Origin of the sequence: Rhizobium sp. CECT 9324, assembly GCF_918741265.1 — a bacterium.
Taxonomy (GTDB): domain Bacteria; phylum Pseudomonadota; class Alphaproteobacteria; order Rhizobiales; family Rhizobiaceae; genus Allorhizobium.
Genome location: NZ_CAKKMZ010000002.1, coordinates 921,282 through 942,565 on the forward strand (window position 1 = coordinate 921,282; position 21,284 = coordinate 942,565).

19 protein-coding genes are annotated in these 21,284 nt (G+C 58.9%); 11 read left to right on the forward strand and 8 right to left on the reverse strand.

Annotation, left to right across the window (positions count from 1 at the left end; genetic code table 11):
- The 5 genes from ltnD to LQ231_RS24040 form a co-directional block, all read right to left on the reverse strand.
- Positions 1–915, reverse strand: a complete 915-nt coding sequence (ltnD, locus tag LQ231_RS24020; RefSeq protein WP_230174490.1) for an L-threonate dehydrogenase — start codon at positions 913–915, stop codon at positions 1–3.
- The gene (locus LQ231_RS24025; protein WP_230174491.1) at positions 915–1,889 is read right to left on the reverse strand and encodes an ABC transporter permease; all 975 of its coding nucleotides are present in this window, start codon (positions 1,887–1,889) and stop codon (positions 915–917) included. The genes ltnD and LQ231_RS24025 overlap by 1 nt, the downstream gene beginning before the upstream one ends.
- Positions 1,886–2,854, reverse strand: coding sequence for an ABC transporter permease (locus LQ231_RS24030; RefSeq protein ID WP_230174492.1), 969 nt, complete (start codon positions 2,852–2,854; stop codon positions 1,886–1,888). Before LQ231_RS24030 ends, LQ231_RS24025 begins: the two co-directional genes overlap by 4 nt.
- Complete coding sequence (locus LQ231_RS24035) at positions 2,851–4,371, reverse strand: sugar ABC transporter ATP-binding protein (RefSeq protein ID WP_230174493.1); 1,521 nt, start codon at positions 4,369–4,371, stop codon at positions 2,851–2,853. Before LQ231_RS24035 ends, LQ231_RS24030 begins: the two co-directional genes overlap by 4 nt.
- Before the next feature lie 70 nt (positions 4,372–4,441).
- Complete coding sequence (locus LQ231_RS24040) at positions 4,442–5,560, reverse strand: sugar ABC transporter substrate-binding protein (protein ID WP_230174494.1); 1,119 nt, start codon at positions 5,558–5,560, stop codon at positions 4,442–4,444.
- A gap of 199 nt (positions 5,561–5,759) precedes the next feature.
- Between LQ231_RS24040 and LQ231_RS24045 the strand changes: the two genes are divergently transcribed.
- The 3 genes from LQ231_RS24045 to otnC are packed head-to-tail and all read left to right on the forward strand — an operon-like array spanning position 5,760 to position 8,750.
- Positions 5,760–6,761 (forward strand): LacI family DNA-binding transcriptional regulator, encoded by a 1,002-nt coding sequence (locus tag LQ231_RS24045; protein WP_230174495.1) that lies wholly within the window; start codon positions 5,760–5,762, stop codon positions 6,759–6,761.
- Positions 6,762–6,789: 28 nt separating this feature from the next.
- Entirely contained in the window at positions 6,790–8,091 is a 1,302-nt protein-coding gene (otnK, locus tag LQ231_RS24050; protein ID WP_230174497.1) for a 3-oxo-tetronate kinase, read from the forward strand.
- On the forward strand, positions 8,088–8,750 hold the full coding sequence (gene otnC / locus LQ231_RS24055) for a 3-oxo-tetronate 4-phosphate decarboxylase (protein ID WP_230174499.1): 663 nt from the start codon (positions 8,088–8,090) through the stop codon (positions 8,748–8,750). The genes otnK and otnC overlap by 4 nt, the downstream gene beginning before the upstream one ends.
- 71 nt (positions 8,751–8,821) lie before the next feature.
- On the opposite strand, the gene LQ231_RS24060 is transcribed toward otnC, so the two are convergent.
- The 3 genes from LQ231_RS24060 to LQ231_RS24070 are packed head-to-tail and all read right to left on the reverse strand — an operon-like array spanning position 8,822 to position 11,674.
- Entirely contained in the window at positions 8,822–9,883 is a 1,062-nt protein-coding gene (locus LQ231_RS24060) for an aldo/keto reductase (RefSeq protein ID WP_230174501.1), read from the reverse strand.
- Positions 9,884–9,899: 16 nt separating this feature from the next.
- A complete protein-coding gene (locus tag LQ231_RS24065) occupies positions 9,900–10,595 on the reverse strand; it encodes an aspartate/glutamate racemase family protein (protein ID WP_230174503.1) in 696 nt (231 codons plus the stop codon).
- Positions 10,592–11,674 carry a LacI family DNA-binding transcriptional regulator gene (locus LQ231_RS24070; protein WP_230174505.1) on the reverse strand — a complete coding sequence of 361 codons (1,083 nt, stop codon included), beginning with the start codon at positions 11,672–11,674 and terminating at the stop codon, positions 10,592–10,594. Before LQ231_RS24070 ends, LQ231_RS24065 begins: the two co-directional genes overlap by 4 nt.
- 185 nt (positions 11,675–11,859) lie before the next feature.
- On the opposite strand from LQ231_RS24070, the gene LQ231_RS24075 reads away from it, so the two are divergent.
- The 8 genes from LQ231_RS24075 to LQ231_RS24110 all read left to right on the forward strand — a co-directional run bounded on the left by LQ231_RS24075 (position 11,860) and on the right by LQ231_RS24110 (position 20,962).
- Positions 11,860–12,882, forward strand: a complete 1,023-nt coding sequence (locus LQ231_RS24075; RefSeq protein WP_113144348.1) for an ABC transporter permease — start codon at positions 11,860–11,862, stop codon at positions 12,880–12,882.
- A gap of 30 nt (positions 12,883–12,912) precedes the next feature.
- Positions 12,913–13,923, forward strand: a complete 1,011-nt coding sequence (locus tag LQ231_RS24080; RefSeq protein ID WP_230174507.1) for a substrate-binding domain-containing protein — start codon at positions 12,913–12,915, stop codon at positions 13,921–13,923.
- Between the two features lie 100 nt (positions 13,924–14,023).
- Positions 14,024–15,568: a sugar ABC transporter ATP-binding protein gene (locus LQ231_RS24085; RefSeq protein ID WP_230175053.1), complete on the forward strand. Its 1,545-nt coding sequence runs from the start codon at positions 14,024–14,026 to the stop codon at positions 15,566–15,568.
- The gene (locus LQ231_RS24090; RefSeq protein ID WP_230174509.1) at positions 15,565–16,590 is read left to right on the forward strand and encodes an ABC transporter permease; all 1,026 of its coding nucleotides are present in this window, start codon (positions 15,565–15,567) and stop codon (positions 16,588–16,590) included. The genes LQ231_RS24085 and LQ231_RS24090 overlap by 4 nt, the downstream gene beginning before the upstream one ends.
- 15 nt (positions 16,591–16,605) lie before the next feature.
- Complete coding sequence (locus tag LQ231_RS24095) at positions 16,606–17,607, forward strand: dihydroxyacetone kinase subunit DhaK (protein ID WP_230174521.1); 1,002 nt, start codon at positions 16,606–16,608, stop codon at positions 17,605–17,607.
- A gap of 4 nt (positions 17,608–17,611) precedes the next feature.
- Positions 17,612–18,259: a DAK2 domain-containing protein gene (locus tag LQ231_RS24100; RefSeq protein ID WP_230174523.1), complete on the forward strand. Its 648-nt coding sequence runs from the start codon at positions 17,612–17,614 to the stop codon at positions 18,257–18,259.
- A 24-nt stretch (positions 18,260–18,283) separates the two neighbouring features.
- Entirely contained in the window at positions 18,284–18,466 is a 183-nt protein-coding gene (locus LQ231_RS24105) for a hypothetical protein (protein ID WP_230174525.1), read from the forward strand.
- Between the two features lie 291 nt (positions 18,467–18,757).
- A complete protein-coding gene (locus LQ231_RS24110; protein ID WP_230174527.1) occupies positions 18,758–20,962 on the forward strand; it encodes a hypothetical protein in 2,205 nt (734 codons plus the stop codon).
- The last annotated feature ends 322 nt before the right edge of the window (positions 20,963–21,284 follow it).

The following is a 21,284-nucleotide window of genomic DNA, read 5'->3' on the forward strand; positions in this document are numbered from 1 at the left end:
TCAGTCCTCTTCTTCCATGCCGGGCAGCTTGAGGCCGGCGATCTTCGCGAGCAGGCGAGCAACCGAGCTGTCGTCGTCGCGGCCCATGCCGGCGGCTTCAGTCATGATGAAGAGTTGCAGGGCGGCACTTGCAATCGGCAAGGGGAACTTCGTCTGGCGACCGATATCGGAGACGATCCCGAGATCCTTGGTGAATATCGCGACCGCACTGTGGGGGGTGTAATCGCCTTCCAGCACATGCGGGATCCGGTTTTCGAACATCCAGCTATTGCCGGCCGATTTGGTAATCACGTCGAAGACCCTGGATATGTCGAGGTCGAGGCTCTTTGCAAAGGTGATCGCCTCGCAGGCCGCGGCGATGTGCACCCCCGCCAGCAACTGATTGACGATCTTGAACGAAGAACCGATGCCCGGCTGGTCGCCGAGTTCGTAGACCGTGCCAGCCATGGCATCAAGTGCCGGTCGTGCCGCAGCAAAGGCGGCTGATGAGCCGGAGGCCATGAAAGTCAGCTGGCCGGTTTCGGCCTTCTTCGAGCCGCCGCTGATCGGACCGTCGACATAAAGCAGACCTGCTTGCTCGACGCGGGCGGCAAAGCGCTTAGCCTCGGACGGAGAGATGGTGGCGCAGGCGATGACCACACTGCCGGGCTTCATGGCCGATACGACACCGTTTTCACCAAACAGCACGGTCTCCGTCTGTGCCGCATTGACCACGACGACGACGGCAATGTCCGCCCCGGCTGCCGCATCGGCCGGGCTTTTGGCAGCGCCGCCGCCAGCGGTTTCAAGCGCGGTGAGGGCATCGGCACTGATGTCGAAGCCACGCACCGCAAGATCGGCGCGCACCAGAGAGCGAGCCATGCCGAGGCCCATGGAGCCGAGGCCGACGACGGCGACGGACGGAAGGTGAGACATCAGCGGAAGCTCCTTTTGTAGCCACGGATCAAAAGCATGGCCAGAATGATGACACCGAAGACGATCTGCCGGAAGGCTTCCGGCATCTGCAGTACAGAGAGGATCGAGGACAGAAGCGTAATGAAGATGGCGCCGACGATCGTGCCGCCGTAACCACCCTGGCCCCCCATGATCGACGTGCCCCCGATAACCACGGCGGTGATAACCGGCAGCATATAGGGATCGCCCATGCCCTGATAGGCCTGGTTGGCATAGCCGGCGAGCAGGATGGCGCCGATGGCAGTAAAGACGCCTGCAATGACGAAGGTGAGCGTGGTGACAAGTCGAACCCGGATTCCGGAGAGATAGACGGCCTTCTCCGAATTGCCTATGGCAATCAAGTATTTGCCATAGACGGTCCGGTGCAGCAGGTAAAACATGGCCGCCATCACCACCAGCCAGAACAGGAAGGTGTTGGGGATGCCGAGACTCCGCTCAAGCGACAGCGTGATCGAAAGTGGCGGGGCCATGCCACGCGGCTTGAAGCCCCCGGTGAAGAAGACGACTGATCCGATCAGCATCGAGTTCATCGCCAGTGTCCAGACCATCGACGGCAGGCGCAGGAATGCGACACCGATGCCGTTCACCAGGCCGATCAGGGCGCCGGTGGCTAATCCAATCGGAATGGCAAAAGCCGCCAGCGTTGGATCCTGGGAGCCAGCGATCGTGGTGGTGACGATAGCGATTGCCGTGATTGCGGCCGGCACCGACAGGTCGATATGACCGAGCAGGATGACCAGCGTGGCGCCGGCCGCAATGATCCCGAGGAAGGAGGCAATTTGCAATTGCTGCAGCAGATAGCCCGCCGTCAGAAATGTCGGCAGAATGGTCCCGCCAGCTGCCAGTAGCAGACCGCAGCCGATTGCAACAATGAGAACGGCGGGATCAATGGGAAGGCTCGGCCGCGATGGGCCCGGTATCGCACGGTCTGTCATTGGGCGAACAACTTCAGTTTGTTGCGGACGCGCAGCACGCCGACGGAGCCGAAGGCAATCGCAAGCGCCAGAATCAGGCCCTCGAAGAAGGGCTGGGCGAGGGGAGGAAGGCCGGAGAAGAACATCAGCGAGGCGACGGTCTTCAGAAGCATGGCACCGACGGCAACGCCGATCGCCGTGCCGATGCCGCCCGCAAGCGACACGCCGCCAAGCACGATCGCTGCAATCGAGTTCAGCGTGTAGGTCGGGCCGATGCCGGCATCTCCGGTCATCGTGACCATCGAGACATAGAGCCCCGCCATGCCGGCCATAAGACCGCCCAGCACATGGGCGGAGATGCGCATCGCTGTTGTGTTGATGCCGGTGAGCTGGGCAGAATGCTCATTTGCTCCAAGCGCCTTCAGCGCCATGCCGAAACTCGTCTTGCGCAGCACGATGGTGATCACGAGCACGGTGGCAAAAATCAACAGCAGCGAGGTCGGGATAGGACCGATCGCGTAGGTGAAGGCATCGGAAAGCTCGGAGTTTACACCGCCGCCCGGTGTGGGCCTGAGGTAAAGCGCGATGCCCGAATAGATGGCACCAGTGGCCAGCGTCGCGACGATGGGCGGGACATTGCCGAAGCAGACGAAGAGGCCCGTGAACAATCCGCAGGCCATGCCGACCAACAGAACGGCAGTCATGCCGAAAACAAGCGATCCACCATCGCCAGCGAGTACGAAAGAAGCGGTGACATTGGTGAGAGCCACGACCGCACCAACCGAGAGGTCGATGCCGCGTACCAGGACCACGAAGAACTGGGCGAAGGCAGCAAACACGAGGAGCGCCGACTGGTTGGACCAGATCGTCAGTACATAGGTGGAGAGCCCCCGCGGATGCGTGGCGATGTAGAGCACGAAGAGTGCAACGAAGGCGATGGTTGGGATCATGACGCGTAGGTTGCGTCGGATGTAGAGCGCGGTCATTGCACGGTCTCCGGCGCTGGTGTGGTAGTGGTGAGACCCATGGCGGCTGAAATCAGGTCTTCAGGCGTCAGCGTGTCTCCGCTGAGTTCTCGCGCGATGCGGCCCCGATAGAAGACCGCGACCCGGTCGCAGAGATGCACGAGCTCTTCGTAGTCCGTCGACTGCATGACGATCGCGATACCCTGTCCGGCAAGGTCGGTAAGCAAGCGGTAGATCTGCGCCTTGGTCTTCACGTCGATGCCGCGGGTGGGATCCAGCAGCAGCAGGCAGCGTGGGCCGAGCGCCAGCCATTTGGCAAGCAGCACCTTCTGCTGGTTGCCACCCGACAGTGACATAACCGGATCGGAGAGCTGGCCATAGGTCAGCTCGAGGCGTTCGAGAAGGGCGAGGCAGCGGGCATCAAGCGCTTCGCTGTCGTGGTGAAGCCCGATACCGGCAAGCCGCATGTTGTCTGATATCGATAGCGGCTGGATCATGCCCTCGGTCTTGCGGTCTTCGGGAACCAGCGCGATGCCAATCTCCGGTGACTTCGACCGATGCGGCGAGCGGCGCTCATAGGCTTTGCCGGAAAGCTCGATCGACCCGCTGACGCTCGAGAGTGTGCCGAAGATCGCTTCGAGAACGCGCTGCTGGCCCTGACCTTCCAGGCCGCCGAGACCATAGATTTCGCCCGGGCGTACCGTGAAGCCGACATCGAAGAGTTCACCGGGAAAGGACAAGTGCTTGATGGAAAGAAGCGGCGCAACATTTGCGGGCACAGCCGAACGCGGTGGCGGGAAAAGCCGGTCCATGGTCTCGCCGATCATCAGCGACACAATGCTCTGGTTGTCGATCGTGCCTGCCGGGAAGGTGCGAACATGCTGTCCGGCGCGAAAGACCGAGATCGTGTCGGCGAGCGCTTCGACCTCGTGGAACCGATGAGAAATGAAGAGGATACAGCAGCCTTCGTCGCGCAGTTTCCGGATGACGGTGAACACTTTTTCGACGGCGGAGGCGCCGAGTGCGGAGGTGGCTTCATCGAGGATGAGAAGACGCGGTTTCTGATAGAGCGCCTTGGCGATTTCCACCCGCTGCCGGTCTGCGAGAGAGAGTTCTTCGACGGGTGTGTCGAGAGAAATGCTCTCGGCACCGATCAGATCGAGGGCGGCACGGGCTTCTTCATAGGCTTTGGTGAGCATGAAGCCGAACCGGGTCTGGGGGCGGGCGAGCGTGATGTTGTCGCCGACGGAGAGTGTCGGCAACAGTGAAAGCTCCTGGAACATGCAGACGATGCCGGCGGCCGAGGCCTGGCGCGTACTAGAAAACCTTATGGTACGGCCTTCGAACCGGATCTCGCCGGTGGTCGGCTGGATGGCTCCGGAGAGCAGTTTCATCAGGGTCGATTTTCCGGCGCCGTTTTCGCCGAGTATGGCGTGCACGGAGCCCGGGCGGGCGGAAAAGTCGATCGTCTTCAAGGCCTGGATCGGCCCATAGGACTTCGAAATCCCCGAAAGCTCGATGAGCGGAGCTGTCGTCATTGGCATGTCCTGGATATGGGTCGGACGGCGGCGCCTTAAGAGGTCAGGAACCGCCGTCCAGCCGGGAGGATCAGGTATTGTCCGGGGTCTGGCCGAGCAGTTCTTCGGGGGTGAATACCGGGAAGCAGTTCGGGTAGCCTGTCGCTGTGTAGAAGGTATCCGGCAGGTTCGGGAAGTAGTCCGTTCCTTCCTTCAGCTCTGCACTGTCCTTGTTCGGGATCGGCAGGAAGACCGTCTGCGGCAGGCTGTTGCCTTCGAGCAGCGACACGGCAGCTTCGAGTGCCACGGCCGACATGACAGGTGCCTGTGCGGCGGTAACGCCCGGATAATTGCCTTCGGAGATCAGCTTGCGGGCGCCGTTGCCGGCATCGCCACCGATCGGAACGACCGGGTGACCGGCATTCTTCATCGCATTGAGCGCGCCGATCGTGCCTTCCTGAACCATGACGCCGTCAAAATTGCCGTTGGTGGCTATGGCGTCGGCGGTCACCTTCTGGACGGTGCCGGCATCCCAGTTACCGACCACCTGGACGACCTTCAGACCCGGGTGCTTGTCGAGCACAGAGCGCATGCCGAGATGATTGTCACGGTCGGTCGCATTGCCTGGCAGCCCGGAGACTTCGAGCACGCTGCCTTCCACCTTGCCTTTGGCCTTTTCGATTTCACGCACGACGGCTTCGGCCTTCATCGCGCCGAGTTCGAACTGGTTCTCGTTCACCTGCACGATTGCATCGGTATCGAGCACGTTATCGAAGGGCACGAGCACCGTGCCAGCCTGTTCGGCCCGCTTGATGACGGAGGAAAACGCGGTCGGATTGACGGCGATGAAGGTGATCGCGTCGTAGCCGGCGGCGATGAAGTTGTCGATCGCTGCAATCTGGGCAGCGCTGTCATTGCCGACGGAGACGACGGTGAATTCGGATAGCTTCGCTTTGTTTTCTGCACGGGCCGCCCAGGCCTTAGCACCCTGGATGGCGGTCACGCGCCAGTCATTGCCTGCAAAGCCGTTGACGAAGGCAACCTTGTAGGGGCCGTCGCGCTTTTCGTACTTTATGACCTTGGCATTGTCGGGTGCTGCAGAGAAGCACTCCGGACGATAGGTATCCTCAGCGCGGACGACCGAGGTGAAACTGAAGGCGCAGAGCATCGCGGCCGACGCGGCAAGCGCGGCCTTGTTAAAGGTTCTCACGTTGAACTCCTCCCGAAGTGGTAATCTCCCAGAAAGCACTGATCTCAGCGCTAACATAATTTTTTAAGCACATCCTCTAGCCACGTTCAAGCAAATTATGTTAGCGCTGAGATAAAGTGTATGACATGGTCCTGGCTTGCCGGATCATGCGTCGCGGTGTCGTCTGCTGAGGCTACGCGGCGAAATGGAGAGACAACTTATGCAACCGGAAACACCGACGCTGACCCATGTGGCTCGCCTGGCGAATGTCAGCGAGAACACGGTGTCGCGCGTTATCCGCAACAAGGGTCCGATTGCGGACAAGACCCGCAAGCGTGTCCTCGATGCCATTGATACGCTAGGCTACGTACCCAATCGTGCAGCCGGTTCACTTGCATCCTCAGCTTCACTGATCATCGGTGTGATCCTGCCTTCGCTCTCCAACATCGTCTTTCCGGAGGTCCTGCGCGGCATTCACGCCGGACTGGCCGATACCCCCTACCAGCCGATGATCGGCGTCACAGATTATGACCTCGGCAAGGAGCAGCAACTCGTCTCCTCTCTGCTCGCCTGGCAGCCGACGGCCCTGATCACCACCGGTTTCGAGCATACCGATGCCGCGCGCCGTATGCTGGAAAACAGCCGTATCCGGGTTGCAGAGCTTATGGATATCGATGACACGCCGATCGATCTGGCCGTTGGCCTTTCCCATCGTCGGGCCGGTCGCGCGGCGGCCGAGCATCTCGTGCGTCGCGGGTACAGCCGGATCGGCTACGTCGGTCACGACTGGACCGCAGACCGCCGTGCCCGGGCCCGCTATGACGGGCTGTGCGAAGCGCTCTCAGAGGCCGGCTTGTCGCTTTCGGTTGAAAAGCGGCATGACGGTCCAAGCTCGACGATGGCCGGCCGCGACACACTGGCTGTGCTGCTCGCCGATGGCGCGATTGCCGATGCGGTCGTCTTCTCCAACGACGACATGGCGGTCGGCGGATTTATGCATTGCCTTGCTGCCGCAATCCCAGTGCCCGAGCGCCTTGCCCTCTTCGGCTTCAACGGGCTGGAGATCGGCCAGGCACTACCGATGCCGTTGTCGACAGTGCGTTCGAACCGCTTCCTCATCGGCAAGACGGCGGTCGAAGCGCTCCTGTCGCGGGCCGAGCGTCCGGACACGCCTGCGGTCATCGACACCGGATTTGCCATCATCGACGGCGCGACGGCCTGAACGCGCGCCTCTTTTATCGGAGACTGAAATGCTGCTAGGCGCGATCGCCGACGACCTGACCGGAGCCACCGACCTCGCGCTGATGCTGTCGCGGGAAGGCATGCGGACCATCCAGACGATCGGCATTCCCAAGGCCGGCCTTGATCTCGCAGACGCCGAAGCCGTAGTCGTGGCGCTGAAGTCCCGCACCAACCCGGCATCTGAAGCCGTCGCCATGTCGCTCGAGGCGCTCGCCTTCCTGCAGGCGGAGGGTGCCCGGCAATTCATGTTCAAATATTGCTCGACGTTCGATTCCAGTCCTGACGGCAACATTGGCCCCGTCACCGAGGCGCTGATGCAGGCGCTCGGCACGGATCTGACGATCGTCTGTCCCGCCTTTCCAGCCAATGGCCGCACCATCTACAAGGGCCACCTCTTCGTCGGCGACCAGTTGTTGTCCGATAGTCCCATGCGCAACCATCCACTGACCCCGATGACCGACAGCTCGTTGGTCCGACTGATGGCCGGCCAATCGCAGCTGAAGGTGGGTCTGGTGACCCGCGAGACGGTGGCTCAGGGAGCATATGCAGTTACCCAAGCCTTCGAGACGGCTCGCGCGAAGGGAGAACAGGTGCTGGTCGTTGATGCATTGACCGATGCAGACCTCAGGGTGATCGGCGAGGCAGTTGCCGGACTGGGCCTGATCACCGGCGGTTCCGGGATCGCGCTCGGCTTGCCAGAGAATTTCCGCCGTGTCGGTTTGATGCGACCGTCCGGCGATCGAGCCGCCTTTTCCGCTCCGGCCGGGCGGTCGATGATCCTTGCCGGGTCCTGCTCTGAGGCGACCCGCGGCCAGATCAAGACCGCGGTTGCGGCCGGCGCCCCCGCACTCAAGCTCGACCCGCTGGCCATCGCCGAAGGCCGCTTTCTTGTCGAGGACGCCCTGTCCTGGGCGCTGTCCTGGGCGCTGTCCGGGGCCTTCTCCAGCACCTTGTCCCAGCGGGCACCGGTACCACTGATCTACTCGAGTGCAGAACCGGACGAGGTCAAGGCCGCCCAGTTGGCCCTCGGGCGCGAACGGGCCGGATCGCTGATCGAGAACTTCCTCGCCGAAACAGCACTTGGCCTGCGGGCCTCAGGCGTCCGCCGGCTGATCGTCGCCGGTGGCGAGACCTCAGGTGCAGTGGTCGGGGCGCTGGCGCCCGATGCTCTTTTCATCGGTCCGGAGATCGATCCCGGCGTGCCATGGACGCTGACGCTCGGGCAGACGGAGCAGATGGCGCTGGCGCTCAAGTCCGGCAATTTCGGCGCACCCGATTTCTTCCTTAAGGCCTGGGACCTCCTGCCATGACATCAATTCTTTCCGAAGAAACCCGTCTGCGCGACGAGATCGCCGAGGTCGGCAAATCTCTCTTTGATCGCTGCTTCACCTTCGGCTCGACCGGCAATATTAGCGCGCGGCTGTCGAATGGCGAGATGCTGATGACGCCGACCAATGCTTCGATGGGGTCCCTCGACCCGGCGCGACTGTCAAAATTCTCCGCAGAGGGCGTCCATGTCGGCGGCGACAAGCCGACCAAGGAAGCATTTCTCCATCAGTGTATGTACTGCGCGCGGGAAACATCGGGCGCGGTCGTGCATCTGCATTCGACCCATGCGGTTGCAGTGAGCATCCTTGACGGGCTGGATCCCGACGACGTTTTGCCGCCGCTCACGGCCTACTACGTCATGCGGGTCGGGCGCTTGCCGCTTGCCCCATATTTCCCCCCAGGTGACGCAGCGCTTGCCCAAGCCGTTCGCGAAAGGGCTGCGCAAAGCCATGCGGTACTTTTGGCGAACCACGGACCCGTCGTTGCGGGCAAGACGTTGAAAGAGGCCCAATATGCGATGGAGGAGCTGGAGGAGACCGCCAAGCTCTTCCTGATGCTGCGAGGCGAGCGCCTAAGGCCGTTGACCTCTGAGCAGGTCGACGCTTTGCGCTCGGCACAGAGCGGTCTGCCATCACGCTAGAGCGCGTGGTTCGTCCTCACGAGCATTTCACCTCATGAGGACCCTGCCACTGGTCATTCGGATGGGATTGATCACACCATCCCGAGGTCGTCGAAGGACGCGTGCAGCGCCCTGTCGGCCGGCGACAGGCGTTCTGCCGCGAAATTGTGCTGATGCCAGTAAGGGTAGATGTAAGCCGGACGGCTGACGACATTCAACCGGGACAACTCGGCCTCGGTTAGCGTCAGAGTGCTCGACGCTATATTGTCTTGAAACTGGCTTTCGCTGAGGCCGCCGACTACGAGTGTTGCAATCGCGGGACGCGAGAGTGTCCAGGCAAGGCTGACCTGGGCGACGGAGACGCTTCGTTCCCGGGCAATATCCTCAAGAACGTCGATGATTGTCCATAGACGTTCCTTGTCGCGAATTGGCGGCTCGCTCCAGCCCTGAGCCTGGCGTGACTGATCCGGTGTCTTGTTGCGCCCGAACGCGCCTGAAAGCAGGCCAGCGGCAAGGGGGCTCCAGACCATCACGCCGAGACCTTGGTCGACAGATATAGGGAGGAGCTCGTATTCCGCCTCGCGCGCTTCGAGCGTGTAGTGGATCTGCTGGGTGACGAAGCGCGGTAATCCCTTGCTCTGCGAAGTCTGGAGCGCTTTCATGATATGCCAACCCGAATAGTTGGAGCAGCCGATGTAGCGGATCTTACCCTGCTCGCGCAACGTATGGAGCGCTTCCAGCGTCTCGTCGAGTGGTGTGAGACCATCCCATTCGTGCATGAAATAGATGTCGATATGATCGCGCTTCAGTCGCGCGAGCGAGCGTTCGCATTCACGAATAATGTGATGACGGGAGGCGCCCTCGTCGTTGGGGCCATCGCCGATGCGCATCCGGGACTTGGATGAAATGAGCACATCGTTACGTTTCGTTCCCAACGCTTCACCAAGGATCTCTTCCGACCGTCCGAGCGAATACATGTTTGCGGTGTCGAAGAGATTGACCCCGAGGTCGATGCAGCAGTCAACCAGGCGCTGAGCCTGACTGACACTCTGGTTGGCGACTTTGGCAAAATCACCGACCCCACCGAATGAAAACGTGCCCATGGAAATCGCTGACACCTTGAGGCCAGACCGGCCCAGAGTTCTGTATTCCATCCTGTCCTCCTCAAAATCAGTAATCGCTCATCCGCGACAGACGGATTAATCCTGCAATATGGTCCATGCCGAGTTCAGGGCTCGTGAGATAGCGCTTGTCTGCTCCCTCGCGTTCAAGCGCGCGAGCCATGGATGCTTGGGCGAGCACGACAAGTTGGACTTCGCCGGAGAGGTCCTCGAAAGCACGTCGGACGAGTTCGTCATGTTGCGCATTGTCGCCGCGACGAAGGCAGTCGAATGCGTCAGCGCAGAGCTTCGACACGATCGTGCAGTGGCGGCCGGCCCGTTGTGCCGTCGCCTTGATAAGTCTTGTCGTAGGGTCAAGTGTTGTTGGCAAGGTTGCGAGGATGCCGATCGAAGACGCCTGCTGTACGGCCTGTTCAGCCATGCCCCGGTCAATCCGATAAAGCGGCGTCACGGTCTTTCGGGCCAGTTTGTCGACTGCCTCTCCGAGCGTCGAGCAGGTGACGACAATCGCGTCGCTGCCATCAGCGCTTGCCTTTTGAACATGAGTGTTCAAATCGAAAAGGACCTCTTCATCCACATAACCCCTTTCAATCGTTCGCGTCAGAAGGCTCTCATCCGCGACCGCGGCGATTTGCCATCCATCGAGACGCTCACTCGCCAGTGCCGCAAAGACCGGTTCGAGTGCCGGGACCGTGTGGATGAAAGTCAGCCTTCTCGCTGGCCTTGGAAGCCCATTGTTCGTCATTCGGCAGGCTGCTCGATCTTGGGTGCGCGTTTTCTGGTACCGCGTTCGCGAAGTTTTTCGTGGCTGCCACGCAAGACCAGATCTGCACCAACGAGGATCTTGACCGCGGGCTGTGGCTCGGCCGAAACAATGAGGTCGTCAAGGATGGTGACTGCAAGGTAGCCGATCTTGCGTTTCGAGACCTCGATTGTCGTGAGACCAGGATTCATGGTCGCGCTCTGCGGAAGGTTGTCAAAGCCGATGATCGAGACGTCATCGGGGATATGCAGTCCATGCTCTGTGAGGGCCCGGATAAAGCCATAGGCAATGATGTCATTGGTGCAGAAGTAGCATTCCGCGAGCTCAAGCCCGTCGTTGAGCAACTGGCGGGTATCGTTATAGGCGCCATCATAGGTCGATTCGACCGAAAGGACGTCGGTTTCGTCGACGACAAGCCCGAGGCGTGCCATGTTCTTGAAGAAGGCGTCACGGCGCAGTCTGAAGTTCGTTGTCTCCACATGAGATGCAACAAAGCCGATGCGTCTGAAGCCCTGTTGGTGGAAGCGTGACAACACCTTGTTGACGGCGTCTTCGTTGTTCATGTCGACGAAATTGGCATCGACGACATCAAAGAACGTATCGATGAAGACCGTCGGATATCCCAGTCCCTGGATCAGCCTGATGTCGGCTTCGGTCAACTCTGTGCCAAGAGCAATCACGCCAGAGATGGGCGCTCCTGCAAGTGATTCGGCGACCGAACTGATCGGCTGGCCTTCGAAGCTCACCACTTCGAGCGTGTAGTTGCGCCTCGTGGCTTCAGCAGACATCCCATCGATATAGTCGGAAATGAAGACGCTGTGATCACGGTTGACGGTGTGGCCGTGCTTGGCAATCTTCAGAAAGCGGAGTGTCTCTCCGGGTTCGGCCGTCGCCCTGCTGGCCCGCGGCACGTAGTTGAGGCGCGCCACGGCTTCGAGAACCTTGGCGCGCGTGACGCCAGAGATATCGCCCTTTCCGTTCAGCACCAGAGAGACGGTGGCTGCAGACACGCCGGCTGCCTCCGCTATGTCCCTGATGGTCAAGTTCTTGCCGTTCTTCATCGCGGTTCCGGATGCTGCATGTGCGAAAGAGTTTACTAAACAGAATAGTGATCAGTCGCGATGTTTAAGGCAATTGCAACCCAATCGCAACTGGATTTACGCAGAAAATAGGGCTTGCCACGGTCTTTGAGCTTTGTTAGCGTTTAGTGAAGTCGTTTAATGTTCACTAAACATGGGAGGAGACCATGCGCGGAACTGGCGGTCAATTCGTGATGCTTGTCGTCATGAACGTGCTTCTGCTTGTCGCTGGAGTTCTGATCTCCGGCGGCTCCTTTCTGTCGCTGTTCAATCTGCAGTCCATGGCTGGACAGGTTCCGGAAATCGGGCTCCTGGCGATCGGTGTCATGCTGGCAATGTGCGCCGGCAATGGCGGGATCGATCTTTCAGGGATTGCGCTTGCCAATCTGTCAGGCGTCGCGTCTGCCGTCGTCATGGTCGCTCTGCTTGGACCGTCCGCCGATCCCACGACATTCAGTCTCGGCTTCATGTTAGGCTGCCTTGCCGTCGGTTTTGCCGGTGGTCTGTTCAACGGCATGCTAATCGCGCGGTTCAATATCACGCCGATCCTGTGCACGCTCGGTACGCAGATGGCCTTCATGGGGCTTGCCGTTGTCGTCTCGCAAGGCCGCGCCGTCACCGTCGGCAGCCCCGCACTTCTGTCGAGCATCGGCAATGACATGCTCTTTGGCGTGCCAATCAGCTTTGTCATCTTCCTTGTTGTCGCAACGGCAATCGGAGCCGTGCTCAAATACACGCCTTTTGGTCTGTGGTTGATGCTGATGGGCACCAATCCGAAGGCTGCCACCTTTGCCGGCTTTCCCAAAAGCGCGGTCATTCTGGCAACCTATGCTTTGTCCGGGACCCTGTCTGGACTGGCCGGCATCATCATCGCTGCCCGCAACGTTAACGTGAAGTTCGATTATGGCAGCTCCTATCTTCTGATCGCGATCCTGATCGTCGTAATGGCGGGCGTTCGCCCCGAGGGTGGCTATGGCCGCGTGGTCTGCGTCGTTCTGAGCGCTGTTGCTCTCCAGCTGATGTCGAGCCTTTTGAATTTCGGCGGCCTTTCCAATTTTGTCCGCGATTTCGCCTGGGGAGCCCTGCTGCTCACCTTCCTCGCGGTCGGCCGTTACGACGTGATCGGCTTCTTCGCTCCGATGCGTCGCACTGAAGATCCTTCGGCGCCGGTCCCTCAATCGCCGAAGTAACAAATCGAGGGAAAACTTGTGGAGGAAAGCATGAACTCGTTTACCAGGAGAATGATGGTCGGCACTGCGATCGCAGCGGTCGCGCTGGGAGGCTCGGTCGGTGCGCTTGTGGCCCAGGAAAAGCCAGTGATCGCAACTGTGGTCAAGATTAGCGGTATCCCGTGGTTCGACCGTATGAACACCGGTGTCGTCGCCTTCCAGGAGGCCAATGCCGACGTGGTTGCCCGCCAGAGTGGTCCGGCCACGGCCGATTCCGCCCAGCAGCTACAGATCGTCAATGATCTCGTGGCCAAAGGTGTCAACGCACTCGCCGTCGTGCCGATGGACCCGGCGGTTCTCGAAGGTACCCTACAGCGTGCCATGGAGCGCGGCATCGTGGTGGTCACCCATGAAGCTGACAACCAGATCAACACCAACGCCAATGTCGAAGCATTCGACAACGCTGACTACGGTGCAGCGCTCAACGAACGGCTCGCCGAATGCATGGGCAAGGAAGGCAAGTGGACGACCTTTGTCGGTTCGCTTGGCAGCCGCACCCACATGCAGTGGGTCGGTGCCGGCGAGGAAAACGCCAAGAAATACGCTGGCATGCAGCTCGTCGACGCGAACAACGAATCCTTCGACGATGCCAATGCAACCTATGAGAAGGCTAAGGAAATCCTGCGCAAGCATCCCGACATAAAGGGTTTCCAGACGTCTGCGGGCAATGACGTATTGGGTGTCGGTCGTGCGATCGACGAAGCCGGTCTGAGCGGCAAGGTCTGCCTTGTTGGCACCGGCCTTCCCAATCCGTCTGCCGATCTTCTGGAATCCGGCGCCATCACCGCGATCGGCTTCTGGGACCCGCAAAAGGCCGGCATGGCGATGAACACCGTCGCAAAGCTCCTGCTCGAAAAGAAGGAGCTTACGGATGGCATGGATCTCGGCGTGCCCGGCTATGAAAAGGTCAGCGTGAAGCAGGGCGCTGGCAAGGGCCTGCTCGTCGTCGGCAACGGCATGGTTCTCGCGGACAAGGCTACCTACAAGGGCTTCCTGTTCTGATCCTGTTGATCAGCACCGTGACCGGGAGACAGTCTCCCGGTCACTCACCGCAGCGAGGATCAGGCTGCGGACAAATTGAGGATCGTGCTCCGTGGTAGCAATGCAAACCAATATCGGGCGGCCGGCAGAGCTGCTGAGACTAGAGAATATCCAGAAATGGTTCGGGGGCGTGCATGCCTTGCGTGGCATCAACATCACCCTTGAACGCGGACAGGTCTATCACCTTCTGGGCGAAAACGGCTGCGGCAAGAGCACCGTGATCAAGATCATGTCCGGCGCTCATCCGCCGTCGAGCGGCGAGATCGTCCTTGAAGGCAAGCGTTTCCAGGCTCTGACCCCGATCCAGTCTCTGTCTGCCGGTATCGAAACGGTCTATCAGGACCTGTCGCTGCTGCCGAACATGACGGTCGCCGAAAACGTAGCGCTGACCGAGCAACTTGTCTCGGCCGCCGGACGCCTCGCGCACCTGTTCAGCCGCAGTCAGCTGAATGAAACTGCCGCACGCGCGCTTACAGCTGTCGGCCTTCCATCTGACCGCGCTTTCCTGCAGGAGATCGTTTCCGATCTTCCTCTGGCCGTGCGCCAGCTCGTGGCGATCGCGCGTGCAATAGCAACACGTGCAAAGCTGGTGATCATGGATGAACCCACGACGTCGCTGACCCGGCGCGAGGTCGACAACCTGATCGACGTGGTCGAGCGGCTGCGCGCGGAAGGCGTGACCGTGCTCTTCGTCACCCACAAGCTCGAGGAATGCTACAGGATCGGCGGCAATGCGATCGTCTTTCGCGACGGACAATGTGTCGCCCAGGGGCCGATTGCCAACTATACCAAGGACCATCTGTCGGAATTGATGACGGGACGTGCGATCACCGCCACCCGCTACCGGAAGGGACGTCCCGAAGGAAACGTGTTCTTCGACATCAAGGATCTGCGCACGGAAAATGTCGAGGGTGTTTCGCTCGCGCTTCATGCCGGCGAGATCCTCGGGATTACCGGTCTTGCCGATTCCGGTCGCAACGAGCTTGCAATGGCGCTTGCCGGTGTCATGCCCGTCACCGGTGGGACGGTGACGATCGATGGCGCGACTGCCCGTCTGTCCTCTCCGTCTGACGCCATCCGATATGGCATCGGATATGTGCCGGAAGATCGTCTAGCTGAGGGACTGTTCCTGGACAAGTCCATCCTCGACAACGAGATTGCCCTGATCGTCAGGGAACTCACCAATGCAATCGGGGTGATCGACCGCGACAAAGGCAGGAAACTTGCCGATGAGCTGTCGGTCCAGATGCGCCTGAATACCAAGAACATCGACCTTCCTGTCAGTTCCCTTTCGGGCGGAAACCAGCAGCGCGTTCTGATCGGACGCTGGCTGAGCATTCGTCCCAGACTGCTTATCCTGCATGGACCGACCGTCGGCGTCGATGTCGGCTCGAAGGACACGATCTACCGGGTCATCCAGTCGCTTTCGGCGTCGGGCATGGGCCTCATCGTCGTCAGCGACGATCTGCCGGAGCTTCTCCAGAACGCCGATCGCATCCTGGTGATGAACGATGGCCGGATCGTTTCAGAATTTGATGCAAGCACGGCATCCGAAGATGACTTGTACCGGGCGATGCTCGGCAGCGCGAAGGTGGCTGAACAATGACTATGACAAGAGCAGATGTAGTGCCGGCCTCGGGCCGTCCCGGTGGAATCGGTTCCCTGATCAGGAGGCGCCCTGAAACGATCACCTTCGCACTCCTGGTCACTATCTGCGTCGCGGTCTCGATTGCCAATCCCGCCTTCCTGCAGCCCTCGACGCTGATCGACATAGGCCGTGCCAGCGTGGTCATGGGTCTCTTCGCGCTCGGGGTTTTTGTCATCCTTGCAGCTGGCGGCATCGATGTCTCGTTCACCGCCATTGCCGCCTTCACCATGTATTCGGTGACGCTGCTGGTGCAAAACCACCTGCCAGGCACGCCAATGCCGCTGATCATCCTGATCGCGATGCTCGGCGGCGTGGCGCTCGGCGTGATCAACGGTCTTCTCGTTCATCATTTGCGCGTGCCGTCCCTGATCGTGACGATCGGGACCCAGTATCTGTTTCGCGGGTTCCTCCTGTCCTTCATCGGCACCGTGTGGATCATGTCGCTGCCGCCGCAGATGGGCCCGTTCGGCCGTATGCCACTCTTGCAGTTCGAAACGGCAAACGGTGCAACGGTCACCTTGCCCTTCTACTTTCTCGTGCTGCCGGCAGCAGCGATCCTCACCTGGTGGATCCTCAATCGAACACTGATGGGCCGCGCAATCTTCGCCGTGGGTGGCAATGCCAGTATCGCAGAGCGGATGGGCTATAGTCTGCGCACCGTTCATCTCTTCTTGTTTGGCTATGCCGGGGCCTTGGCTGGCCTTGCCGGCATCATCCACGTCTGCGCCAACCGGCAAGCCAATCCCTTTGATCTCGTGGGAACCGAAATCAACGTGATTGCCGCTGTGGTCCTGGGTGGTGCCCGCATTACCGGTGGCACCGGGACGGTTCTTGGAACCATTCTCGGCGTCCTTCTGATTGTCATCATCAACAGCGTGCTTGTCCTGGTCGGCATACCCAGCACCTGGCAGCGTCTTGTCGTGGGCAGTTTCATCCTGCTCGCCGCTGCCTTCTTCGTCACGCGTCAGCGCAAAAAATAACTAGTGGAGGATAGAGTGAAGAAGTTTCTCAACGATCCGGTCAATTTCGTCGATGAGATGCTGGAAGGCATCTACGCCGCCCATCCGATGGTCACCTATACCAATGGTGACCTGCGTTGCCTGGTGACCGCCAAGCCGAAGGCAGGCAAGGTCGGGCTGACCACCGGTGGTGGCTCGGGTCATCTTCCGACCTTTCTCGGTTTTGTCGGTGACGGGATGCTGGATGGGGCGGCCGTCGGTGGCGTCTTCCAGTCTCCCAGTGCCGAGCAGATGTATCAGGTGACCAAGGCCGTCGATCAGGGAGCAGGGGTTCTCTATATCTACGGCAACTATTCCGGCGACATCATCAATTTCGACATGGCATCCGAACTCGCCGATCTCGACGGCATCGCTGTCAAGCAGGTCGTCGGCAATGACGATGTCGCCTCCTCAGTCGTTGGCGAAGAACACAAGCGTCGCGGCGTGGCCGGCATCTTCTTCATCTACAAGGCCGCGGGCGCTGCTGCCGCTGAGGGTCTTTCGCTCGATGAAGTGGCACGGATCGCCGACAAGGCGCGCCTCAAAACGCGGACCATGGGGGTCGCGCTGTCGAGCTGTGTTGTGCCTGAAATCGGCCATGCGACCTTCTCGATCGGCGAAGACGAGATGGAAATCGGCATGGGCATCCATGGCGAACCGGGTATCATCCGCAAGAAACTGGCACCCGCCGATGCCGTTGTCGATGAAATGATGGAGCGGATCTTCAAGGAAACCGATTACAAGGCCGGTGACGATGTCGCCGTCTTGATCAATGGTCTTGGCGGCACGCCGCTCGAGGAGCTCTACATCTTCTTCCGGCGCGTCAATCAGCTCCTCCAGGCCCGTGGCGTCAAAGCCAAGCATGTCTGGATCGGCGAGTTTGCCACATCGATGGAAATGGCAGGTGCTTCGATTTCCATCCTGCATCTCGATTCCGAGCTCGACCGCCTCATGGCCGCTCCGGCGAACACTCCTTTCTTCAAACATGTTGCGGGGTAAGGGCATGAGCCTTGAACGATTGGATGCGGCAAACCTGATTGCCCTGTTTCAAAGCTGGCAGCAGCTCTTTGCCGAGCAGCGCGAATTCCTGATCGCGCTCGATGGCAAGGTCGGCGACAGTGATCTTGGGATCACCATGTCGAAGTCCTTTGCCGCGGCAGCCGAAGCGGTCGCCGCCGAAGGTGCCGATGCCGGCCTGTCAAAGCTCTTGCGAACCGCAGGTGCCACTATGGCGCGGACGGCTCCCTCAACCATGGGGACGCTGACGGCAACCGGCTTTTTGCGAGCGAGCAAGGTCGTCGAGGGGCTCGACGCCCTGGACACGGCCGCACTGGCGGCCTTCTGGCGGGCTTATACGGATGGAATTGCTGAACGCGGCAAGGCCAAGGTGGGTGACAAGACGCTCCTTGATGTTCTGGATCCGCTGACAAGGGCGCTTGAGGGCGAGGCTCAGAGGGGAGCAAGCCTTGGCGATGCCCTGACCCTTGCAGCAAAGACTGCCGAAGACGCGTTGGAAGCAACGAAGTCCATGGTCGCGCAGCACGGCAAGGCGGCGGCGTTCCAGGAAAAGACCATAGGCTTGCAGGATGCTGGTGCAACGGTCGGCGTCTTCCTGATCCGGCGGATGGCAGATTTCGTTGCGTCACGTTGAAAGCTGGGTTCGATGGAGACCGTATTGACTCGTAAGCGTTACGTCATCGGCGTCGATGTCGGAACGGGCAGTGCGCGTGCGGCTCTCTTCGACCTCGACGGTCGCATGCTGTCGGTCGCCGAACGAGATACTGCGCTCTTCCGCGAAGCCGGCGCGGTCTTCGAACAGTCGAGCACGGAAATCGGAAGTGGAAGACATTTGTTCTAACTAGTTGATATTTAATCCTTATACGTTGAACTGCGCTAGAAATGCGCTAGAAATGCGCTAGTGAATTAATCACCCAGTAGCTCAGTCCGTTTCTCTGAGGCTGCTAAGCGCAGAATCGAACAGGTTCCCTCTATGGCCGCTGTGAGGATGATAGTCACGCGCCGTAATGATCTTTTGTCTCACGGGTTGGATACTTCATGCATTGACGTATTTCTGGTTGAAAGTTCAGCTACACGCAAGGAAAAATATATAACACCCCTGGCGTGTTGCAACGAGGGGTAGATTGATACGATGATTTCCGAAAGCATTATCGAGCCGTTATCTGGACGTGAAGGCAAATTCGTATTTCTCTTCTTGGATGAGCGAGGTTCTACGTCTCTTAACTCACTAGCGCATATGTGGCGCGGGCATTTCCCGGATGCCGTGTTTCTTTCCTTGGAGCGCAATCGCTCGGTTGCTGGCGAAAGATGCGCTGATAATTCTCTTGGCGAGGACGGTGCAGAACTTTCACGTTACATAGATGCGCTCAAGCCGAAATACGGTGTCACGGATAGCCAGATCATTATTGTTGGGTACGGCAAAGAGGCTGCTGTTGCTTTGAGTTGCGGTCTCAATAGGTCGGGCAGATTGGGCGCGATCATCGCTTTCAGCGCGGAACTTGGCGGTTTTGACGAACTAGGTGGCGAAGTTTTGGGCGCTCCGCCTGTGCTCTTGGTTCACGGCGAACTCGACAAACTCGTGTCGCCTTCTGAATTTCTGCAAAATTTTCATCGCCTGGAAAGTTCGGGTGTGCCCACTTTTACTTGCTTCCGCCCAAAGGTTGCCACGAGCCTCGATGCTATGGGTGCTAATGCGGCCATGTATTTCATACAAGGCGTGTTTGCGGCTCATCGGGATCGCGACGCAGGTACCGGCACGCAGGTGCAGGGCTATGCTGCAAAAATAAAATTGGTGATCTGGGACCTTGACGACACTCTTTGGCATGGAACACTCGATGATGTCGGCGAATTGAAACTTAATAGCTTTCGTGTCGACATCATCAAGAAATTGAACCGGTCAGGTGTTGTGTCAGCGATCTGCTCTAAAAATGACCTAGACAAGGCCAAAGCAACGCTCGAAGAGTTCGGAATTTGGGATGAATTTGTATTTCCGCGCATTGCCTTTGTAGCCAAGGGTGATGCGCTGAAGTCTCTGATTTCCGACATGCAGCTCAAGCCTGAAAATTGTGTCTTCATTGATGACAACGTTTTAAATCTCGCGGAAGCGAATGCAGTTCTGCCAGATCTACATACGTTCAATGCCATGTCTTCAAGCTGCGACAGTTTCCTCCTCGAACTTGTAGAAGCGCATTGTCACGTGCAAAAATCGCGTGTGTCCGAGTATCGTTCGCTTCAGAGGCGTGTCGGCGAGGGGCAGGCATTTGATGGCGATAGAGAGAGCTTTTTGGCGACCTGTGACATCCATGTTGCAATTGCCTGGCGGGCTGATGTCGTTGACTTCGCAACTCGTATCGAGGAACTAATCAATCGAACCAATCAATTGAACTTCCTCAAGACTAGGGTCAAACAGGGAGCAATGGTCGATTTCGTGTCCGAGCCTTCCTTGCGCCAGTGCCTGGCCGTCTTCGCTTGGGATCGATTCGGTTATCACGGTCTTGTGGGATTCATCGCAGTTGATATGAAGACGAAGACGCTCTTGCATATGGCATTCTCTTGCCGCGTCATGCACATGGGTATTGAAAATTGGCTGCTTCTAAGGGCGTTGGCGATGTTTCCTGACTTGAACACGACCGCGACGCTCACGGTCACGCCTAATTCTCCTTCCTGGCTTAAAGAGGTGAGTTTTAACGATCCCGAGATCCACGATTTTATCATGAAGGAAGAAAAGAAATCAGATGGCGTCGCGTCGCTACCTCCTAAACTTCGTATCATGGCAAACTGCCATTCTGGTGTTTGGGCACACTTTTCAGGTCTTCGTGAGATAACTCAGATCGACAATTTTCCGCGAGCTTTTGTGCTCCCTCAAGTTCTGTCTAAAGATTATCTCCGAGATTCATTTGCTCCGGCCCTCGTTTACGAGTTTGGCACGGACTTCTACAATGACAAGTGGCCAGAGTTTGCGCGCGCGCGTCTGGACGTTGGCCTCTATGAACAGTGTGCAAGCGAATTTTGTGCGCATTTGCAGGCGCAAGGCAAGCGAATGCTTGTCGTTGGACATCCGAAAGGCATTTCAGACGAGCTCCTTTTCCCCAATTTAGGGATCACGAGGGAACGAGTGAATGTATTCGGAGGTGTATGGAAGAAAATGGCGCGCGAATACGACTGTGTCGAACTTGCCGATATTGATAAGATTGTTGGGCAAAACGGCATGGTTGACTACGGACATTTCACAGTGGAGGCCAGCAAGAATATTGCTGCGTTTATTGCGCAGTGGTTCAATTCTCTCCCTGAGGCTATGTTTCTACCGGAGCAAGCTGGGACTATGCGCGTGGCCTAGCTTTCGTCCATTCGCCAAGATAGTTTGGTCTTCACCGCCAGATGTTATCCGAGGTACTCTCCTAAGCTAGCCCGTTGGTGCATTCACCCACTCCGGCTTCGGTGGTGCCCGGGAATCCTTCGAATCAACCTTTGGTTCGGAGGTATCAATTTTGCCACCGTATCCGCTCGTACAGAATTGATTGCGATGGCTATTCGTCAGACACAGGCATCACCCTAAGATTCCGTAGTGGCGCAATGTTCGCTTTGCAAGTTTCGTAAGACCCGCAACATGTCGCCTCGGTATTTGTGGGGTCGATCGCTTCATTCGGGAGACAACGTGA